This is a genomic window from Sphingobacterium sp. R2 (genome assembly GCF_040760075.1).
Classification (GTDB): domain Bacteria; phylum Bacteroidota; class Bacteroidia; order Sphingobacteriales; family Sphingobacteriaceae; genus Sphingobacterium.
On record NZ_CP142884.1, the window covers coordinates 2,277,153 to 2,295,673 of the forward strand.

An 18,521-nucleotide genomic window follows, 5' to 3' on the forward strand; every position below is an offset into this window, starting at 1 on the left:
ATTAATATTTTGGTTATGTATGAGTTGTCTTATACCGAAGTTGTTTCCATAATCACTTGTCCGTCTAGCATGCGGATTACACGGTCAGAGAATTTTGCATCGTGCTCACTGTGTGTTACCATGACGATGGTTGTGCCGGCCTCGTTCAATTCAGTCAAGAGTTGCATAACTTCGTTACCGTTATTGGAATCGAGGTTACCCGTAGGCTCATCGGCAAGGATCAGTTTGGGATTATTGACAACCGCACGAGCGACAGCCACACGTTGCTGTTGACCTCCGGAAAGCTGTTGTGGGAAGTGATTGCGACGGTGCATGATCTGCACTTTTTCCAAAACTTCTTCTACACGTTTTTTGCGTTCTGCAGCTGGAACATTGGTATAAACCAGTGGAAGTTCCACGTTTTCAAATACAGTCAGCTCATCAATCAAATTGAAGCTCTGAAATACAAAACCAATGTTATGTTTGCGAAGATCTGAGCGACCACGTTCTTTGAATTTGGCAACTTCAATCTCGTTGAAAAGATAGCTTCCTTCGTCCAAATCATCCAAGAGGCCAATGATATTGAGTAAAGTCGATTTCCCACAGCCCGAAGGCCCCATTACAGCAACAAACTCGCCCTCTTTGACATGAATATTCAGGTTGTTTAATGCGACGGTTTCAACTTCTTCAGTGCGGTAATACTTTTGAAGGTTGGTAATTTTGATCATATTTTTTGTACTCATGGTTTTTATGTTTTGGGTCCTTGGCGATATTGCCTTGAACAGTTATTATTTCTGTTATTAAATTCTATTTATTTAATTGTTTATTGATCTCTTAAAGTCTTCGTCGGATTGGCTATCGCTGCTTTAAAGGCCTGTGAACTGATGGTCAATAGGGCAATGATAATAGCTGTCAGACCACTGATGATAAAAATGGTCCAGGAAATATCGATATGATGTGCATAATTAGTTAGCCATTTGCTCATGATCATCCACGCAATAGGAAAGGCAATGATACATGATATTGCTACAAGAATGACAAATTCACGGTTGAGCATTTGAATAAGTCCCGAAACAGACGCGCCCAAGACTTTACGGATGCTGATCTCTTTTGCGCGTTGCTCGGTTGCAAAGGCAGCTAAACCAAATAGACCTAAGCAGGATATAATGATGGACATCAGTGCAAATACACTGGATAGTTGCTGTACAAAAAGCTCAGCTTTAAACTTACTATTGAAACTATCATCTAAAAATTTATAGTCAAAAGGGAAGCCAGGGTTATTTTTGACGATGACCTTCTCGATTTGTTGAATGGCATCTGGTAAATCTACTCCAGCTTTTGTCCTAATGGTCATGATGCCATTATCTCTATTCATTGGTAGAAACAGCATCGGCTCAGGATCGGCATACACATTGTTATAAACGAAGTTTTTGACGACACCGGCGATAGTAAACTTTTCCTCACCGTAGCTGATGATGTTACCGGCCACAAGGCCATCTTTTTTGATCAGTTTTGCAAATGCTTCGTTGATGACAACCGATGTGCTGTCGCCTACAAAATTTTGATGAAAGTTTCTACCGTCAAAAAGCTTTAAGTCTAAAGCCGGAATAAGACCCTCATCAGAACGTAACATACCAATCAAAATACTGGCATTTGGATCTATTCCCTCCCAGCTAAAACCGGACGTATTGGAGTTGATATTGAGGATACTCATGTCACTGACACCGACTTCTTGCACAATTCCTGTTGCCAATAATTGATTTTTAATGGGCGGCAGATGTTTGGCCATATCGCCTTGTAGCGCTGTGGTCAACACCTGACTCTTATCAAAACCGAGATCCCTGTTCTTGTTGTGCTGAATCTGTTGGTAGATGATAATGGTACAGATAATTAATACAACTGAGGCTGTATATTGCAGGATGACCAACCCTTTACGGACGAGACTTCCACTACCGGCCTTCTGTTTTGTCCCTTTGATCGTTGAAAGCGGCTTGAATGCCGAAAGGAAAAATGCGGGATAGCTACCTGCAAATAATCCACATGCTAACGTTATTGTCGTTAAAAATAGCAGGTGCGAGGGGGCTAAAAGATTAACCTGAAGATCCTGGCCTATCATGGTGTTGAACGGCCTGATGAAGATATAGATTAGTAATATTGCAACAAGAGAGGAAATAATTGCCAAAACAAGGGATTCTCCCAAGAATTGCATAATGAGCGATTTGCGACTTGCACCAACTACTTTGCGCATCCCAACTTCTTTTGCTCTTTTTTCAGATCTTGCAGTTGCAAGATTCATGAAATTGATACAGGCGATTAGTAAGACAACCCAAGCGATAAAGGTAAATAAACGAATATTTTTAATGCCACCTTCTTTTTCAATACCACTGTTATCAAACTGATTGTAGGTAATCCAACGTTCCATTGGATAGAGAAAATTCTGTGAGAAAGTGACTTTACCATTGGTCTTGTGTTTGACGAAATCCATCATCTGCTTGTTAATCTGATCGACGTTGGCATTATCTTCGACCTGCACTAGCGTTTGAACATTATTATTTCCCCAATTTTTTAGAAAATCCTTATCTGCTTCAAATTTTTTGAAAGGGATGAGCCAATGAAAATCATAGCTGCTATTTTTGGGTAGGTCCTTGATTACCCCCGCAATAATAAATGGCTCACTATTGTTTGTTTTGACGGTTTTTCCCAAGGCAGGACGGTTGCCAAATAATTTCTTCGCTGCAGTTTCTGATAATACAATGTTATTGACCTGATCAAAGGCAGTCTTTCGATCCCCTTCAAGAAATGCAAGGGATAGCACATCAGCGATGCTTCCATCGGCATATACACCATTTTGAAATATATTATTGTCTCCGACGGAAAAAAGCATTGGCGAATTCCAGCTTATGCGTACGGCATGCTTGATGCCTGGGATTTCTTTCGCTATGCTTTGGGCAAAAGGTCCTGGGGTAGATTCAAATACATAGGTGGCGCCATCGTATGTTTGTTTTGATTTGACAATGTAGATATCCTTTTTGTTGGCGAAATTATCGTTGAAACTCAACTGATTTTCAACCCATAAAAAAATCAACGATGCCGCAGCAATCCCGACCGCCAGGCCAAAAATATTGAGAAAGCTGTAACCTTTGGTTTTCCAAAGGTTGCGAAGAGCGGTTTTAATAAAGTTTTTAATCATAATTATGGTCGTATGATAAAGGCGGTTATCGACAGACCTGATGTTATCGATAACCGCTATATGATGTTACTTTTTAATATTCAGTTCTTGAACCTTATCGTAAGTCTCATAGCTTGATACGATAACTTTATCTCCCGGTTGAAGACCTTTGATGACCTCATAATATTCCGGATTCTGTCTTCCAAGTTGGATATCCACACGATATGCTGTGCTTCCATTTTTATCCAATTTGAAGATCCAGTTACCACCGGTCTGTTGATAGAATCCTCCTTTTGCAAGTAATAATGCTTTTGTCTCGTCACTTAACGCTAAACGTATTTGCAAAGTTTGTCCACGACGGATCCCTTTGGGAACATCATTGATAAATTCCATGTCAACTTGGAAACGACCATTGGTAACTTGTGTATACACTTTTTTAATACGGAGTTTGTAGGTTTTATCGCCGATAGCAAACTCTCCCTGTAAATCAGGGAAAATTCGGTTGATATAGTGTTCATCAATATCAGCGCGAACTTTAAACCCGGTTAAAACGTCTATTTGTCCCAACCGTTCTCCTGCATTTTTGTTTTGTCCGATTTCTGCATCGAATGCTGTCAATTGTCCGTCAACAGGCGCTCTAACGATCAGATCACCAATTTTTCTTTTCATCAGTTCCAATGCACTCTGTGTACGTTGATAAGTTTGCTTATCCTGATTAGTTTTTTGCGCATTGGAGATTTCGTCCTGTTTTAGGATCTGTTTGGTCAAGTTGACCCGCTCTTTTTGATAGTTGTATTCGTTCTTTGATTTTTCGAACTCTTGTGTGCCAATGGCTTTCTCAGCTAGTAATTTTTTATTGAGGTTATAGACACGTTCTGCTTCTCTATAGGCTTGTTCCACATCAGCCATTTGATTGCGATTGTTAATCGATGCTTGTTGTGCATTGGTCTGCGCTATTTGGGACTGTGTCAATAGATTCAACACTTGTGTTTCTTGTTGTACCAAGGTAAGCTCCTGATCGGTATTGGAAAGACGCATGATTGCATCCCCTTTTTTTAAGATAGCGCCATCTTCTACAAACTTTTCTTCTACGCGTCCACCAACAGAAGCATCGAGGTATATGCTGCTAATAGGAAGCACAGTACCATTTATAGGGATAAATTCCTGAAAGTTTCCATTTTTTATTTCGACAATAGAGATGCGGTCAGCTTCAACATTCAGTTTGCTTTTGCCGGAGGTAAAATAGAAACTGGCGCTGATCAATCCAACTAATCCAGCAACCCCCACAATAGTCATGATACGTTTGCTATTCCACTTCTTCTTTTCTAAAGGTCTGTCCATAATTTAATATCAATTTTGTATATAACTATGAAAGCTGTGCCAAGAATGTAAATTATTGATTGATAGGTTCTTGTTTTGTTTAGTTTTAAGCTTGGTGTTCGATAGCGGACACTTCTTGTACGAAGGCGTACAACTGGAAGTTTTTTGTTGTTTAGGGCGTCAACTGAAGCGCTTTTGGCAGATATAATCTGGCTGCCGTGAAGCACATTAATTCCGATGGAGCAGGGGGTACTCTGTTGGTGTAAATTAGGGAAGGGGGTAGGTAGCTATAATGGACGATCGGTTATAACGGTTGGTAAAAGTGGTCTGTTAAAATTTAGGATTTATATAAGACATTCGTTATTTACTCGACCCTTGTTCGGTACTTAGTCGGAGCTTAGTCGGAGCTTGTTCGGTACTTCTTCGGTGCTTCTTCGGTTGTGACCGAAAAAAGTCCGAACAAGCTCCGACTGATATCCATTGAATGGAAGACTAACTATCGAACTTGATTTGAATTATTCTGCTATTTATACAGTTTGTCTTTGCTATTGTCCAACTACGCACACCGACTGTTCATTAATGAACATTTTTGAAATTATGTTTTTTGTATCTGTTTGATAGTTAGTGTTTTTGTTGTTTGGCATGGCGATGGTCAGCAAGAAAATAAAAAATGGATATGAAGAGAGTCTATATATATAGTACATTATGCTTTTTATTGAGTTATGCCAAGGCAGGGGCGCAACAGACGGAGCAGCGACTAACGGAAAGAGTGGCTGGGACAGCAACAATTGCAGCTGTCGACGATAAACAAATTACCAAGCGGAGCTTAGCTGAGTGTATTCAGTTGGCAATAAAGGCCAATCCAACCTTATTGCAGAATGAACTCGATGTGAGGCGTGCGGAGGTGAATTTAGCACAGGCTAAAGCGAATAGACTTCCCGATGTTGATGCAAGCCTACAACATAGCCTAACATCAGGAAGATCTCAGGATAATTCGACCCTTCAATATATTTCATCCAACAACTCAACAGGCAATTTTTCTTTGGGCGCAAGCCTTCCAATATTTAGAGGGTTCCGTTTATTTCACGATATCCGGATGCGTGCTGATGCAAAGACTGCCGGTAAATTGACTTTTGATACGCAGATTAATGCGTTAAAACTGGACGTTATTACCGCTTATATCCAAAGCTTAACTGCTCAGGATATATTGCGGCAATCAGAAATGCAGACTGAAGTAACCCGAGAACAGGTCAGACGTGCGGAGAGTATGCATAAGGAAGGTGCAATTAATCCCGGGGACTACTTTGATCTGAAAGGACAACTGGCAAATGATGTCAACACGATTGAAAATAATCGTCAGTTACTATACAGTAGCCGTGTGAAGCTTGCAGCCTTACTCAATATGGATGAAAATCAATTGGGCGAATTGGAGAATCTTGGAATAAAAGAGAGCGGGCAACGACTGGATGCGAAACAGCTCTATGAAATGGCTGTTGATCAATTGCCCGATATACAGGCACTGGATTATCGGATCAAAGTGGCGGAGCGGGATATAAAGATTGCAAAATCATACTATTATCCATCCTTGAGTCTGAGCGCCGGTTTAGGTTCAAATTATTCTAAATTGGGGATTCAAGGAACCTATTGGTCACAAATGCGTAATAACGTAGGAAAGTATATTTCGCTCAATCTTTCTGTTCCGATTTTTAATCATTTGCAAGTTTATAACAACGTGCGCTTGGCAAAATTAGATCTGCAGACGGCTAGGTTTCAAAAAGAGATCCAGCAAAATGTTTTGCGGTCGGCGACATCCAATGCTGTTTTTAACTTGCAGAATGCAAGTAACATGATTACACAATTACGTAGTCAAAATGAAAACTACGCGGAATCTTTTCGTATTGCCAAGGTAGTTTTCGAATTGGGAAACAGTAATTCAGTGATTTTTTTGACGGCGAAAAATAAATTCGACAATAGCCAGATTCAGTTGGTCGTCAAGCAGTATGAATGGCTGCTGCAAAAATATATCAATGATTATTATGCAGGCTCGTTGAATTTATAGTTATCTTAGTATCTTCATATTTTAGCAGACATGGAAAAATCACATAGCGTGTGGCAAGTTCTTTAATTCCATTAAAATAAAGAAAATCATAATTTAAAAAGATGAAAAAAGCATCAATTTTAGTGGTTGACGATGATCAGGACTTACTTACGGCAGCGAGAATCTTGCTTAAACCTAAAGTCAGCCATATTCAAGTCGAGCCTAATCCGGAGAATCTTATTGCACATTTGGAGAAGATACCTTATGATTTGGTGCTTTTAGATATGAATTTTAAAAGTACGATTAATACCGGTAATGAGGGATTATACTGGTTGTCGCGGATCAAAGAAAAGTTTCCACAGGTTCATGTCATTATGATAACCGCTTATGGAGCTGTTGATCTCGCTGTAAAATCGCTGAAACAGGGGGCTGCGGATTTTGTGGTGAAACCCTGGGAAAATGAGCAGCTGCTCGCTACAATAGAAAGCACCCTTGCCGAATCAAAAAATAAAGAAAAGAAAAGTAAAAGTTCGTTGCTCAGTAGTGTGGGCAGTCCTGATTTGATTGGTAATTCCATTGTTATGGACGAATTGCAATATAAGTTGGAGAAAATTGCACCTACAGATGCCAATATATTAATATTAGGTGAAAATGGCACCGGGAAGGACCTGATTGCTCAAGCCATTCAGCGAAGATCACTGCGTGCCGATCGGACTTATGTTAAGGTTGATGTCGGGGCGCTGACAGAATCATTATTTGAAAGCGAGCTTTTTGGTTATAAGAAGGGCGCATTTACGGACGCACGTGAAGACCGTCAAGGGCGATTCGAAGCGGCAAATGGCGGGACATTGTTCCTCGATGAAATTGGCAATATCTCTTTGCAGCAACAAGCCAAACTGTTAACCGTACTGCAGAATAGACAGGTTACACCGTTGGGTTCCTATCAACCAATATCGGTGGATATACGCTTGATCTCAGCAACCAATGTTCCGTTGAAACAGCTCGCAGATGAAAGCCGTTTTCGAAAAGACTTAATTTATCGGATCAATACCGTTGAAATTCAGGTGCCGCCATTGCGTGAACGAGGCGAGGATATCAAGTTATTGGCTGATCATTTTCTCGATATCTATTCGAAGAAATACAATAAGCGGATTGAAGGCTTTGAACCGGATGCGGTAAAAAAAATGTGCGCATATCATTTTCCCGGCAACGTTCGAGAACTCCAATACAGCATCGAGCGTGCTGTTATTATGGCTGATCAGCTCAGTATCGCTGGAAATGATCTTTTTTTCTCGCCAATAGAACAACAAATAGATAACCGCGTTGTCGAATCCAGTCCCAGCAGTCAAAATCTGGAAGAATTGGAACGCAAAGCGATCAAGTCGGCGATTGAGCGTTATAATGGGAATATTAGTAAAGCAGCGAAAGAATTGGGGCTTACGAGGGCGGCACTTTATAGACGCTTGGAAAAATATGATATTTAGTCGATGCGGCACGGAAAAATACTAAATGCGATAAAGATCGTAGTACTGCTGATCGCGGCTCTTCTAAGTGCTTATCTGTTAATAAAGCGCGAATATGTACAGGCTGCGTTGATCTTTTGCGTCATGCTTTATCTCGGTTTTAATTTATATGCACAATATAATTTTTTAGCCCGGCAATTGATTGAATTTTCTGAAGCCGTCAAATATCGTGATTTTACAAGACGTTTCTTGGTGAAAAATACCCAATCTGTGGAAGGAAAGCTTTTCCTTGCTTTTAATCAGATCAACGAAACCTATAAGGATATCAGCATCAAACAGGAAATTCAGCATCAGTACTTGGATCGTGTAATCAATATGTTAAATTCTGCGATCATCTTCTATGAAAGGGATAGTGGTAAGGTGATGTGGGTCAACGATGCATTTAAACAACTATTCCATTTACCACATCTCGGAAACATAGCAGGACTGAAGAAAAAAAATAATGATCTTTATGAAAAAACCATGTTGCTTGAAAACGGACAGCAGCAGATGGAGTCCGTTCAGTCAAGTAAAGGAAAAATAAAGCTATTGATTCAGAGCTCAAGCTTTGAGACACAGGATGCTTTGTTTCGCATTGTGGTATACCAAAATATCAATGAAGCAATTGATGAGACCGAGACAAAGGCATGGCACAAGTTATTACGTGTACTGACACATGAAATCATGAATTCCATAGCTCCAATCAGCTCACTTGCTGAAACCTTGAACGGTCGTTTGGACCATTTTAAAGGGACTGAAGATATTGATGATCTAAAAACAGGCATTTCCACCATCAAACGCCGTAGCGAAGGACTTTTACATTTTGCGAAGAGTTATCGTATGATCAATAAGGTCGATCAGCCTCAGCTAGCGCCTATTCAAATTTCCCAATTATTTGAACATATCTATCAGCTGCTTGAACCAACCTTGATCCAAAAAAATATTGATGTTGATATTATTCTGAAAAATACACGGCTAATCTTATCTGCCGATGTCAATTTGATCGAGCAGGTTATTATCAACTTAATGTTGAATGCAATAGATGCGGTTAAAAATAGGGAAGACGCCTATATTAGTTTATCTGCTCTTGAAGTAGACGGAAAGGTGCAGATTCGGATTGAAGATAACGGGGCAGGAATTCCTGCCGATCTTCAGGAACAGATCTTTACGCCATTTTTTACAACAAAGAAAACCGGTACAGGTGTGGGCTTGACGTTAAGTAAGCAGATCATGCTGTTGCACAAGGGAACGATTTTTCTGAACAGCACCGAAGGGCAGGGAAGTGTTTTTGTACTCCAGTTTTAGTACTTTTTACCTGTTGCCAAAATTCTTTTTGGGTTCTAACAGTCCTCCCGATTGTCCAAATAAACCGCGATGTTCCATGTGAAAAATCATAAAATTTAGCGATGTTTGCAGCGAAATGAACTATCGGCTAAAGTATTGGCGGCATTATTTTGTATCCCATAGTCGCCATGGGACCCATTCTCCTTTTGTGTATAAATTGGTTGATGAAGTGATCTATCGGAAAGAACTTATTGACAACGTATCAGCATTACCTGCCCCGATACGGAAAGCAAATAAAGTGGAGCAGAAGAAATATGCATTGGTCAATAGATTATTAAAAGCATTTATCTATGATCAATTTAGTTATTGGGCCAACGAGTCTCAGGAGAGCTACACAAGTCTTCTGCAGCAGCAATGTGGGCATTATGCGTATCGGCATATCTATTATATTGATCGGGATAATCTTGAATTGAATTTTTTGAGCGATATCCAGGACCGCGATATGTTAATTATAAACGAACCGCATCAGTCGGCGGGCAGGGAGGCCTACTGGGATGAGATCAAAAAAGATGAGCGGGTTGTGGTGACAATTGATTTGTACCGCATGGGTTTGGTTTTCTTTCGGAAGGAGCAGCGCAAGGAGAATTTTCTGATAAGATTTTAGGCTGTTTTGCGTCTATTATTTTGACAAACGTTTGGACTATAATCATCGTGTTCTTTAAGGGACTGAACTAATTTTTAAAACCTGACGCGATTGGAAAGTAGAACGGATAAGAACGGGTGCGTGATCCGGTAATAATAAAAAAGAGCATTGATAATTTCTAAGTTATCGCTGCTCTTTTTTATTAAAAAGCTTCACTTAAGGATAAGTAGAATCCCGATTGTCGCTTTTCTCCAGGTCGTTGTTCACCAAAGGAATAATCGAAGCGAATACTGCTGTTGTGTTCGAGACTAAAGAAGTAACGTAAGCCACCGCCATAGTTTGCAACATATCGACTGCTATTTTCTTTGGAGAAGGTGGATCCTAGTCCTGAAAAACCAACTATACCAAAGCGTGGATGAAAGCGATAACGCAGTTCAGCCTGTGTAGCAAGATAATTCTTGTCGCGATAACGTCCGAGGTAATAACCTCGCATCATCATGTCTCCGCCGAGCTCACGGTAATTGTAAAATGGGACGGTTTTTCCAAATGTAGAACGAAAGATTCCTTGTAGGGCCAGTGTGACTTGGTTGTGCAGAGGAATGAAGCCACGGAGATCTACATCGAGGTTTGCCCCTGTAAAATCAGTACTGGTCCATAATTTGGGAGCATAGGCCAAGCGTAATTTGGCATAATAACCTTTTGTGGTATAAGATACGTTGTTCCTATCATCAAATAATTGCGATACCCCGATCAGGAGTTGTTGTCCGCCATCTTTTCCAATAAGATCGGAATGATTGAAGATGCGATCGGCGCTGTCGCTGCGAATGGTGAAGTTGTCGTATTGAATGTTGATGCCCGAATAGAGGTTGTTGCTGATTTTTTTCTCAGCTTCGAGTTTGACGCGAAATAATTTTTGATCGATACGTTCTTCATCTATTTTCCAAGTGTCCATACCCAAGCCATAATAGTTAAACGGCCAGTTTCGGTAACGTATTTCACTGATCAAATGGTAGTCGTTGTTTTTAGTCCAAAAATCTGTCTGCAGTTTAAAGTTCGATTGGCTGTTGGATGTGAAAGTTCCCATAGCCATGACCGTGGAGGTACGTATTTTGGGATCAGATTTGTCCAGATAAAAATTATAGGTGCTGGCCAGGCCATATTCCACACCTGTTTCCTGCGCATAGCCAATTGCCGGCAAAACCATAAAACTGCCGGAACGCGTGGAATCTCTTTCGGAAGAAAGAAATTTTTTACTCAATTTTTGAATAATATTTTGAGCTTTCAATTCACCTGATACCATCAAAAGTACCGTGACAAGTGTCGAGTATGGGATAAGTTTAGAAAGTGATTGCGGTAAAATTTGCATGCCCAAAGATAGTATATTAGGTAAATAACCAAAACAGGCAAATAAGCAAAGAAAAATTATTGTGCTGCATATCAGTGTCATTGATAAAAAGTGTGGTTTTTTTTTGATAATTATTTTTGTAAAGTGAGTTTTGTGTCTATCTTTGCATCAGCAAACAAGGGAACAACGGTTCAAAACAACGAAAGTTTGCTTAGTTCTTTAAATGAAAAAAAAATAAAAAATAAACTTGCAGAAATCAAAAGTAAATTCGATATTTGCACTCGCTGAAAAGGTAGAAATGCTTGATCAGACGTTGATAGAATGTAAGTTTTAAAAAAGATATTAGAAGCCTCTTTAGCTCAGCTGGTAGAGCAACTGACTTGTAATCAGTAGGTCATTGGTTCGATTCCGATAAGAGGCTCTAAATGTAACGAAAGTTACAGGTCTGGAGGGGTTCCAGAGCGGTCAAATGGGACGGACTGTAAATCCGTTGCTTCGGCTTCGAAGGTTCGAATCCTTCTCCCTCCACACTTTTTTTTAATTAGATGATTAGATTATTCTAATTTCTGATTGTTAAGCGGAAGTAGCTCAGTTGGTAGAGCGATAGCCTTCCAAGCTATAGGTCGCGAGTTCGAACCTCGTCTTCCGCTCAAATTTTTCAAGTATTAAATTTAGTCTCTATCTTCTTTGATAATAATGTATCTAAAGGTGGGGGCATTAATACGTAAATAAGGTTTTTTAGTAAGCCGAAGTAGCTCAGGGGTAGAGCACTTCCTTGGTAAGGAAGAGGTCGTGGGTTCAAATCCCATCTTTGGCTCGTACTTGTGTAAAAGTTAAGCAAGAGTATATAACAAATAGAAATAATTTATAATTACTAATTCGCATAAACATGGCAAAAGAGAAATTTGACCGTAGTAAACCACACTTAAACATTGGTACTATCGGTCACGTTGACCACGGTAAAACTACAACTACAGCTGCTATCACTAAAGTATTGGCTGATAAAGGTTTGTCAGAAGCTCGTTCATTTGATTCAATTGACTCTGCTCCTGAAGAAAAAGAGCGTGGTATCACAATCAATACTGCACACGTAGAATATTCTACAGCTAACCGTCACTATGCACACGTTGACTGTCCAGGTCACGCTGACTACGTTAAGAACATGGTAACTGGTGCTGCTCAAATGGACGGTGCTATCATCGTAGTTGCTGCGACTGATGGTCCTATGCCTCAAACTCGTGAGCACATCTTGTTGGCTCGCCAAGTAGGTGTTCCTGCGTTAGTAGTATTCATGAACAAAACTGACTTAGTTGATGATCCTGAGTTGTTAGACTTAGTTGAAATGGAAGTTCGTGAGTTATTATCATTCTACGAATTCCCTGGTGATGATATCCCTGTAATCAAAGGTTCTGCTTTAGGTGCATTGAATGGTGAGCCTGAGTGGGTTGAGAAAATCATGGAATTAATGGATGCTGTTGATAACTACATTCCAATTCCTCCACGTTTGACTGACTTACCTTTCTTGATGCCAGTAGAGGACGTATTCTCGATCACAGGTCGTGGTACAGTAGCTACAGGTCGTATCGAAAGAGGTGTGATCAACTCTGGTGATCCAGTTGAGATCTTAGGTATGGGTGCTGAGAACTTGAAATCTACAGTAACAGGTGTTGAGATGTTCCGTAAAATCTTAGATTACGGTGAGGCTGGTGATAACGTAGGTTTATTGTTACGTGGTATTGAGAAAACTGATATCAAACGTGGTATGGTTATTTGTAAACCAGGTTCAGTAACTCCTCACGATCATTTCAAAGCAGAGGTTTACGTATTGTCAAAAGCTGAAGGTGGTCGTCACACACCATTCTTCAACAAATATCGTCCTCAATTCTATTTCCGTACAACTGACGTAACTGGAGAAATCTCTTTACCAGAAGGTACTGAAATGGTTATGCCAGGTGATAACGTTACAATCAGCGTGAAATTAATTTCTGCGATTGCAATGGAAAAAGGTCTACGTTTCGCTATCCGTGAAGGTGGTCGTACAGTAGGTGCAGGTCAGGTAACTGAAATTATCTAGTCTTAAATTAAGATTTAGAATCACATAAGATAAGCTAATCGACTCAGGTTGATTAGCTTATTTTTTCGATAAGCGATTTATCGGATTAGAATAAAAAAAAGTGAAAAAAGATTTGCAGAAAGTGGTTTAAAACACTATATTTGCATCACAAAATAAGAAATACACGGGCATAGTTTAAAGGTAGAACGAAGGTCTCCAAAACCTTTGGTCTGGGTTCGAGTCCTGGTGCCCGTGCTTATAAAAACAGATAAACTAAAATGGCAAAAGTACTTGATTTTTTTAAAGACTCTTATGTAGAGATCACTGAGAAAGTGACTTGGCCTACATGGTCTCAGTTACAAAGTTCAGCTGTTATTGTACTTGTTGCTTCTCTTCTTATTGCATTGGTCGTCTTTGTAATGGATAAAGCTTCAAGTGTAGGGTTAGAATTCTTGTACGGTATTGCTTCTTAATTTTTCAATCGTATTTATTTATGGCAGATCAAGGTTTAAAGTGGTACGTAGTTCGTGCTGTAAGTGGTAAAGAAAAGAAAGTAAAGCAATATATTGATGCCGAGGTTAGCCGTTTAGGTATTGAACACTTGATTCCTCAGGTGTTGATTCCAATGGAGAAATACTACTTAATGCGCGATGGTAAGAAAGTTGCTAAAGAACGCAACTACTATCCCGGCTATGTATTGTTAGAAGCCGCACTTGATGGTGAGTTAGAGCACGTGATTAAAAATATCAATAGTGTAATTGGTTTCTTGGGAGATAAAGCTGGTAACGCTGTCCCTTTACGCCAAGCAGAGGTAAATCGTATCCTGGGTAAGGTGGATGAAATGGCAGAGCAAGGTGAAACCATTAATGTTCCTTATTACGTGGGTGAAACAGTCAAAGTGAATGATGGTCCTTTCAATGGATTCACTGGAGAGATCGAAGAAGTTCACGAGGATAAAAAGAAATTAATCGTGATGGTGAAAGTCTTCGGTCGTAAGACACCACTTGAACTAAACTACATGCAAGTAGAAAAAGAGTAAAATTAGTAATTAACGATAGAGAAAAGCTTTTCATGAAAATTGGAAGGCTTTTTTTGTATCTTACTGCCGATGAAAAAGCCAGTAATTTATCTATTTCTATTGTTATACTTCTTTACATTGATAAGCTGTACAAGTGTAGCGAAGTATAATCGATTTATTCAGACTCCACTGTCCGTCAAAGCCATGCTGCAGGATATCAACTATGTTGAACGTAATCTATGGAACATGCATCCCGACCTGTTTCTTTATGTGCAGCAGAATCAGTTGAAAGGTAAGTTTGACAGCCTTCGTTCCACCATCCGTCAACCGTTATTGCCCAACCAGTTCCAGCTGGCATTAGCGGCTGTGCTGGCTCAAGTTCGGCAAGGGCATATGACTTTAAGTCCACTTATTTTTAAATTTGATCCGAAAGGTAAGGATAAAGTCCGCTACCAAAAAAGCATTGGTCCCCTTTTCCAATTAGGCTTTCATTGGACAGAAAATACACTCTATCTCTCAAAAAATGGGACCTCAGATTCAATTTTGCTTGTCGGATCCAAAATACTTGCTATTCAGGGAATACAGCCGCAAAATCTGTACACTAAATATCGTCCAACCTTTACGTCGGACGGCTATAATACGACATTTATAGATCAGGCTTTCGAGCGTTTATTACCGCGGTATTACCAATTGGAACTGGGGTATAAAGATTCTATTTCGGTTTTGTTTTCTCGCGCCGATAGTACATATCAGCGGACTGTGGTCAGAAGGTTTGACAGTGTTGATACAAAGGCTAAATCAGGGATAAGGACCACGGCAGTGAAAAAAGTGAGCCAACCTGATCAGAAGAAAAGTGATCTAAAAAAGCAGCGTAAAATCTTTGGTTATAATCCTAATCTAAAAAGAATGAGTAAACAGCTCTCTTTCCCTGTTAAAGGCGATAGTAGTGTTGCTTTATTGAAAGTGGTTGACTTTTCGTATGGGCGTCCAAAAGAAGCCTATAGAAGAATTTTTGATCGGCTTAAGCTTAATTCGGTCCAATACCTGATCTTGGATCTTCGTGGCAATTTGGGCGGACGTTTGTCCGATGTCCGTGAACTATACAGTTACTTAGTGGAAGAGGATAAATTCCAATTTGTTCAGCCGGCAGTTATCACCTCAAAATTCAACTTGCCGTTTTATCAGATAAAAGGGTTGCCTGGCTGGTCTTATCCCATTTTATCACCATTTATTATACCAAGTGCTGTAGTATCCTGGACAAAGAGCTTTTCCAAAGATGGGATAAATTATACCCATCTTACAGGAAGTAAAGTCGAAAAATCAAAAGGCAGTCGCTATCGCGGTGATTTATTTGTACTGATTGATGGCGGAACTTTTTCTGCAGCAAGTTTAATTGCTACAAATCTAAAAGTTGGGAAGCGGGCTGTTTTTGTGGGGGAGGAAACTGGTGGGGCTGCCAATGGAACAGTTGCCGGATCTCTTCCTGTGCTGAAACTTCCAAACTCCCATCTGCGTTGGCGTTTTGGCTTAATGGATGTCAAACCTTATTATCAAGTATCAGAAGAGGGAAGGGGTGTCATGCCGGATATTCCTGTCTTACGGAGTGTTGATGATGTTATCAAGAAGAAAGATCCAGTATTGGATAAGGTGTTGAAGTCTATTAGAGTACAGTAGAACTGATGTGAATTTGTTAAAATCGATAATTCTAGTGTTAATATTTAGAAAGGTGTCAAGTTTTTTTTTTGTAGGAAGATGTGCGATCTGGGCTAGGATATAAAAAAAACATAAATTCCTGAAAAATTAAAAGTTAGATACTTGCAGGATTCAAATCTTCTTATTAACTTTGCACCTCGGTTGGGGTGTTACGTCCTGGCCGATGAATGTTACGTTATTTGCTTCCAACTTACTAACAGACATTTAACAAAATTAAATTCAAAACAAAATGGCAAAAGAAGTCAGTGCGTTAGTAAAATTACAAGTTAAGGGCGGGGCTGCGAATCCTTCACCTCCAGTAGGACCTGCATTGGGTGCTAAAGGTGTGAATATTATGGATTTCTGTAAGCAGTTTAACGCTCGTACGCAAGACAAACCAGGTCAAGTATTGCCTGTTGTCATTACAGTTTACGCTGATAAATCATTTGATTTTATCATCAAGACTCCACCGGTAGCGGTTCAGTTGAAAGACGCTGCTAAATTAAAAAGTGGATCTGGCGAGCCTAACCGTAAAAAAGTTGCGGCTATCACTTGGGAACAAGTTGAGACCATCGCTAAAGATAAAATGCCTGATTTAAATGCATTTACTGTAGAGGCTGCTATGAAAATGGTAGCGGGTACAGCACGTAGTATGGGTATTACCGTGTCAGGTAATGCTCCTTGGAACAATTAATTAAGAAATCAATTTAAGAAAAGTGGCTAGATTAACAAAAAATCAAAAAGCGGCACTATCCAAAATTGAAGCTGGTAAAGCATACTCTTTGAAAGAAGCTTCGGCTTTAGTTAAAGAAATCTCATTGACCAAATTTGATGCTTCTGTGGATATCGACGTTCGTTTGGGCGTAGATCCTCGTAAAGCAAATCAAATGGTTCGTGGTATTGCAACATTACCTCACGGTACTGGTAAAACTGTTCGTGTTTTAGTTTTATGTACTCCTGATAAGGAAGAAGAAGCTAAAGCGGCAGGTGCAGACTACGTAGGTTTAGATGATTACATCAGCAAAATTGAAGGTGGTTGGACTGACGTTGATATCATTATTACTATGCCTAGTGTTATGGCTAAAGTTGGTAAATTGGGTCGTATTTTAGGTCCAAGAAACTTGATGCCTAACCCTAAAACTGGTACAGTTACAACAGAAGTTGGTAAAGCTGTAACAGATGTAAAAGGTGGTAAGATCGATTTCAAAGTTGACAAAACCGGTATCATCCATACTTCTATTGGTAAAGCGTCGTTCGATGCAGATAAGATATATGATAACGCACTAGAGGTATTACAAACTCTAGCTCGTTTGAAACCATCTGCAGCTAAAGGAACTTACTTTAAAAGTATTCACATTTCCTCAACTATGAGTCCTGGTATTCATATTGAGACTAAATCAGTAGCAGGTATTTAATCATGAGAAAAGAAGAAAAACAAGAAATTGTTCTAGCTTTGGCCGAACAGATTAAATCTTACGGTAACTTCTACATTACCGATACTGCTGAGTTGTCAGTTGAAAAAGTGAATAACATTCGTCGTAAATGTTTTGAACAAGGCATCGAGATTAAAGCTGTAAAAAACACTTTAATCAAGAAAGCATTAATCGAAGCTGGTGTTGATGAAGAAGATATTTTTGGAACGCTTAAAGGTGCGTCTACAATGATGTTTTCAGAAGTCGCTAATGCGCCTGCGAAATTAATCAAAGAATTGCGTAAAACTAATGAAAAACCGTTGTTAAAAGCGGCTTTCATTGAAGCAACAGCATTCGTTGGAGATAATCAATTAACTGCATTAGTTAATCTTAAATCTAAAAACGAGCTTATTGCGGACGTTATCGCAGCCTTGGAATCTCCTGCGAAAAATGTTATTTCAGCTCTTCAATCAGGAGGAAATACGGTTGCAGGTTTAGTAAAAGCTTTAGAAGAAAGAGGTTAACGAATCCTCTAGAACAGAAACATTCGTTACAATTTAATTAACAATTTTTATAAAGTACATTCAAAAATTCAAAATAAAATGGCAGATTTAAAACAACTTGCTGAACAGTTAGTTAACTTAACAGTAAAAGAAGTTAAAGAATTAGCTGATATCTTAAAAGACGAGTATGGCATCGAGCCTGCTGCTGCTGCTGTTGCTGTAGCTGCTGCTCCAGCTGAAGGTGGTGCTGCTGCTGCAGAAGAGAAAACTTCATTTGACGTTATCTTGAAAGAAGCTGGTGGTCAAAAATTAGCTGTAGTTAAATTGGTTAAAGATTTAGCTGGATTAGGCTTGAAAGAAGCTAAAGATTTAGTTGACGGAGCACCTAAAGAATTAAAAGCTGGTGTATCTAAAGACGAAGCAGAAGCTTTGAAAAAACAATTAGAAGAAGCTGGTGCTGTTGTTGAGATTAAATAATCTCAACTAAATTAGCCCGAAAAGGTTTAGACTCTGACGATTTTTCGTCAGAGTCTATTCCTATTTATATCAATACGCCACTATGC

The 18,521-nt window shown here is 39.5% G+C and carries 16 protein-coding genes and 5 tRNA genes; 17 read left to right on the forward strand and 4 right to left on the reverse strand.

Annotation, left to right across the window (positions count from 1 at the left end):
* Positions 1-29 precede the first annotated feature (29 nt).
* The 3 genes from VXM68_RS09520 to VXM68_RS09530 form a co-directional block, all read right to left on the reverse strand.
* A complete protein-coding gene (locus VXM68_RS09520) occupies positions 30-707 on the reverse strand; it encodes an ABC transporter ATP-binding protein (protein ID WP_046672289.1) in 678 nt (225 codons plus the stop codon).
* Positions 708-802: 95 nt separating this feature from the next.
* On the reverse strand, positions 803-3,169 hold the full coding sequence (locus tag VXM68_RS09525) for an ABC transporter permease (RefSeq protein WP_367211110.1): 2,367 nt from the start codon (positions 3,167-3,169) through the stop codon (positions 803-805).
* A gap of 66 nt (positions 3,170-3,235) precedes the next feature.
* Positions 3,236-4,489, reverse strand: coding sequence for an efflux RND transporter periplasmic adaptor subunit (locus VXM68_RS09530; protein ID WP_367211111.1), 1,254 nt, complete (start codon positions 4,487-4,489; stop codon positions 3,236-3,238).
* A gap of 655 nt (positions 4,490-5,144) precedes the next feature.
* Here VXM68_RS09530 and VXM68_RS09535 point away from each other — a divergent pair.
* The 4 genes from VXM68_RS09535 (at position 5,145) to VXM68_RS09550 (ending at position 9,956) form a co-directional block, all read left to right on the forward strand.
* Positions 5,145-6,527 (forward strand): TolC family protein, encoded by a 1,383-nt coding sequence (locus VXM68_RS09535; protein WP_367211112.1) that lies wholly within the window; start codon positions 5,145-5,147, stop codon positions 6,525-6,527.
* Between the two features lie 101 nt (positions 6,528-6,628).
* A complete protein-coding gene (locus VXM68_RS09540; RefSeq protein ID WP_367211113.1) occupies positions 6,629-7,990 on the forward strand; it encodes a sigma-54-dependent transcriptional regulator in 1,362 nt (453 codons plus the stop codon).
* A 3-nt stretch (positions 7,991-7,993) separates the two neighbouring features.
* Positions 7,994-9,313, forward strand: coding sequence for a PAS domain-containing sensor histidine kinase (locus VXM68_RS09545; RefSeq protein WP_367211114.1), 1,320 nt, complete (start codon positions 7,994-7,996; stop codon positions 9,311-9,313).
* A gap of 115 nt (positions 9,314-9,428) precedes the next feature.
* A complete protein-coding gene (locus tag VXM68_RS09550) occupies positions 9,429-9,956 on the forward strand; it encodes a hypothetical protein (RefSeq protein ID WP_367211115.1) in 528 nt (175 codons plus the stop codon).
* Positions 9,957-10,137: 181 nt separating this feature from the next.
* Here VXM68_RS09550 and VXM68_RS09555 read toward each other — a convergent pair whose 3' ends face one another.
* Positions 10,138-11,301 carry a BamA/TamA family outer membrane protein gene (locus VXM68_RS09555; protein ID WP_367211116.1) on the reverse strand — a complete coding sequence of 388 codons (1,164 nt, stop codon included), beginning with the start codon at positions 11,299-11,301 and terminating at the stop codon, positions 10,138-10,140.
* A gap of 327 nt (positions 11,302-11,628) precedes the next feature.
* Between VXM68_RS09555 and VXM68_RS09560 the strand changes: the two genes are divergently transcribed.
* The 13 genes from VXM68_RS09560 (at position 11,629) to rplL (ending at position 18,435) form a co-directional block, all read left to right on the forward strand.
* A tRNA-Thr gene (locus VXM68_RS09560) sits at positions 11,629-11,701 on the forward strand.
* A 26-nt stretch (positions 11,702-11,727) separates the two neighbouring features.
* Positions 11,728-11,808: transfer RNA gene (locus VXM68_RS09565), tRNA-Tyr, on the forward strand.
* 49 nt (positions 11,809-11,857) lie between these two features.
* Positions 11,858-11,930, forward strand: a tRNA-Gly gene (locus tag VXM68_RS09570).
* 95 nt (positions 11,931-12,025) lie between these two features.
* A tRNA-Thr gene (locus VXM68_RS09575) sits at positions 12,026-12,097 on the forward strand.
* Between the two features lie 72 nt (positions 12,098-12,169).
* Positions 12,170-13,354, forward strand: coding sequence for an elongation factor Tu (gene tuf / locus VXM68_RS09580; protein ID WP_075991174.1), 1,185 nt, complete (start codon positions 12,170-12,172; stop codon positions 13,352-13,354).
* 163 nt (positions 13,355-13,517) lie between these two features.
* Positions 13,518-13,588, forward strand: a tRNA-Trp gene (locus VXM68_RS09585).
* 23 nt (positions 13,589-13,611) lie between these two features.
* The gene (secE, locus tag VXM68_RS09590) at positions 13,612-13,806 is read left to right on the forward strand and encodes a preprotein translocase subunit SecE (protein ID WP_028072657.1); all 195 of its coding nucleotides are present in this window, start codon (positions 13,612-13,614) and stop codon (positions 13,804-13,806) included.
* Positions 13,807-13,826: 20 nt separating this feature from the next.
* Positions 13,827-14,372, forward strand: a complete 546-nt coding sequence (nusG, locus tag VXM68_RS09595; RefSeq protein ID WP_209582306.1) for a transcription termination/antitermination protein NusG — start codon at positions 13,827-13,829, stop codon at positions 14,370-14,372.
* A 69-nt stretch (positions 14,373-14,441) separates the two neighbouring features.
* A complete protein-coding gene (locus VXM68_RS09600) occupies positions 14,442-16,025 on the forward strand; it encodes a S41 family peptidase (protein WP_367211117.1) in 1,584 nt (527 codons plus the stop codon).
* Between the two features lie 268 nt (positions 16,026-16,293).
* Positions 16,294-16,737, forward strand: a complete 444-nt coding sequence (gene rplK / locus VXM68_RS09605) for a 50S ribosomal protein L11 (RefSeq protein ID WP_070566323.1) — start codon at positions 16,294-16,296, stop codon at positions 16,735-16,737.
* A 22-nt stretch (positions 16,738-16,759) separates the two neighbouring features.
* A complete protein-coding gene (rplA, locus tag VXM68_RS09610) occupies positions 16,760-17,458 on the forward strand; it encodes a 50S ribosomal protein L1 (RefSeq protein WP_046672240.1) in 699 nt (232 codons plus the stop codon).
* 2 nt (positions 17,459-17,460) lie between these two features.
* Complete coding sequence (gene rplJ, locus VXM68_RS09615) at positions 17,461-17,979, forward strand: 50S ribosomal protein L10 (protein WP_367211119.1); 519 nt, start codon at positions 17,461-17,463, stop codon at positions 17,977-17,979.
* Between the two features lie 78 nt (positions 17,980-18,057).
* Positions 18,058-18,435 (forward strand): 50S ribosomal protein L7/L12, encoded by a 378-nt coding sequence (rplL, locus tag VXM68_RS09620; protein WP_002992785.1) that lies wholly within the window; start codon positions 18,058-18,060, stop codon positions 18,433-18,435.
* The last annotated feature ends 86 nt before the right edge of the window (positions 18,436-18,521 follow it).

Coding starts and splice junctions, on each gene's coding strand:
- VXM68_RS09520 (WP_046672289.1), bottom strand. CDS start 707: ATGATCAAAATTACCAACCTTCAAAAGTATTACCGCACTGAAGAAGTT.
- VXM68_RS09525 (WP_367211110.1), bottom strand. CDS start 3,169: ATGATTAAAAACTTTATTAAAACCGCTCTTCGCAACCTTTGGAAAACC.
- VXM68_RS09530 (WP_367211111.1), bottom strand. CDS start 4,489: ATGGACAGACCTTTAGAAAAGAAGAAGTGGAATAGCAAACGTATCATG.
- VXM68_RS09535 (WP_367211112.1), top strand. CDS start 5,145: ATGAAGAGAGTCTATATATATAGTACATTATGCTTTTTATTGAGTTAT.
- VXM68_RS09540 (WP_367211113.1), top strand. CDS start 6,629: ATGAAAAAAGCATCAATTTTAGTGGTTGACGATGATCAGGACTTACTT.
- VXM68_RS09545 (WP_367211114.1), top strand. CDS start 7,994: ATGCGGCACGGAAAAATACTAAATGCGATAAAGATCGTAGTACTGCTG.
- VXM68_RS09550 (WP_367211115.1), top strand. CDS start 9,429: ATGAACTATCGGCTAAAGTATTGGCGGCATTATTTTGTATCCCATAGT.
- VXM68_RS09555 (WP_367211116.1), bottom strand. CDS start 11,301: ATGCAAATTTTACCGCAATCACTTTCTAAACTTATCCCATACTCGACA.
- tuf (WP_075991174.1), top strand. CDS start 12,170: ATGGCAAAAGAGAAATTTGACCGTAGTAAACCACACTTAAACATTGGT.
- secE (WP_028072657.1), top strand. CDS start 13,612: ATGGCAAAAGTACTTGATTTTTTTAAAGACTCTTATGTAGAGATCACT.
- nusG (WP_209582306.1), top strand. CDS start 13,827: ATGGCAGATCAAGGTTTAAAGTGGTACGTAGTTCGTGCTGTAAGTGGT.
- VXM68_RS09600 (WP_367211117.1), top strand. CDS start 14,442: ATGAAAAAGCCAGTAATTTATCTATTTCTATTGTTATACTTCTTTACA.
- rplK (WP_070566323.1), top strand. CDS start 16,294: ATGGCAAAAGAAGTCAGTGCGTTAGTAAAATTACAAGTTAAGGGCGGG.
- rplJ (WP_367211119.1), top strand. CDS start 17,461: ATGAGAAAAGAAGAAAAACAAGAAATTGTTCTAGCTTTGGCCGAACAG.
- rplL (WP_002992785.1), top strand. CDS start 18,058: ATGGCAGATTTAAAACAACTTGCTGAACAGTTAGTTAACTTAACAGTA.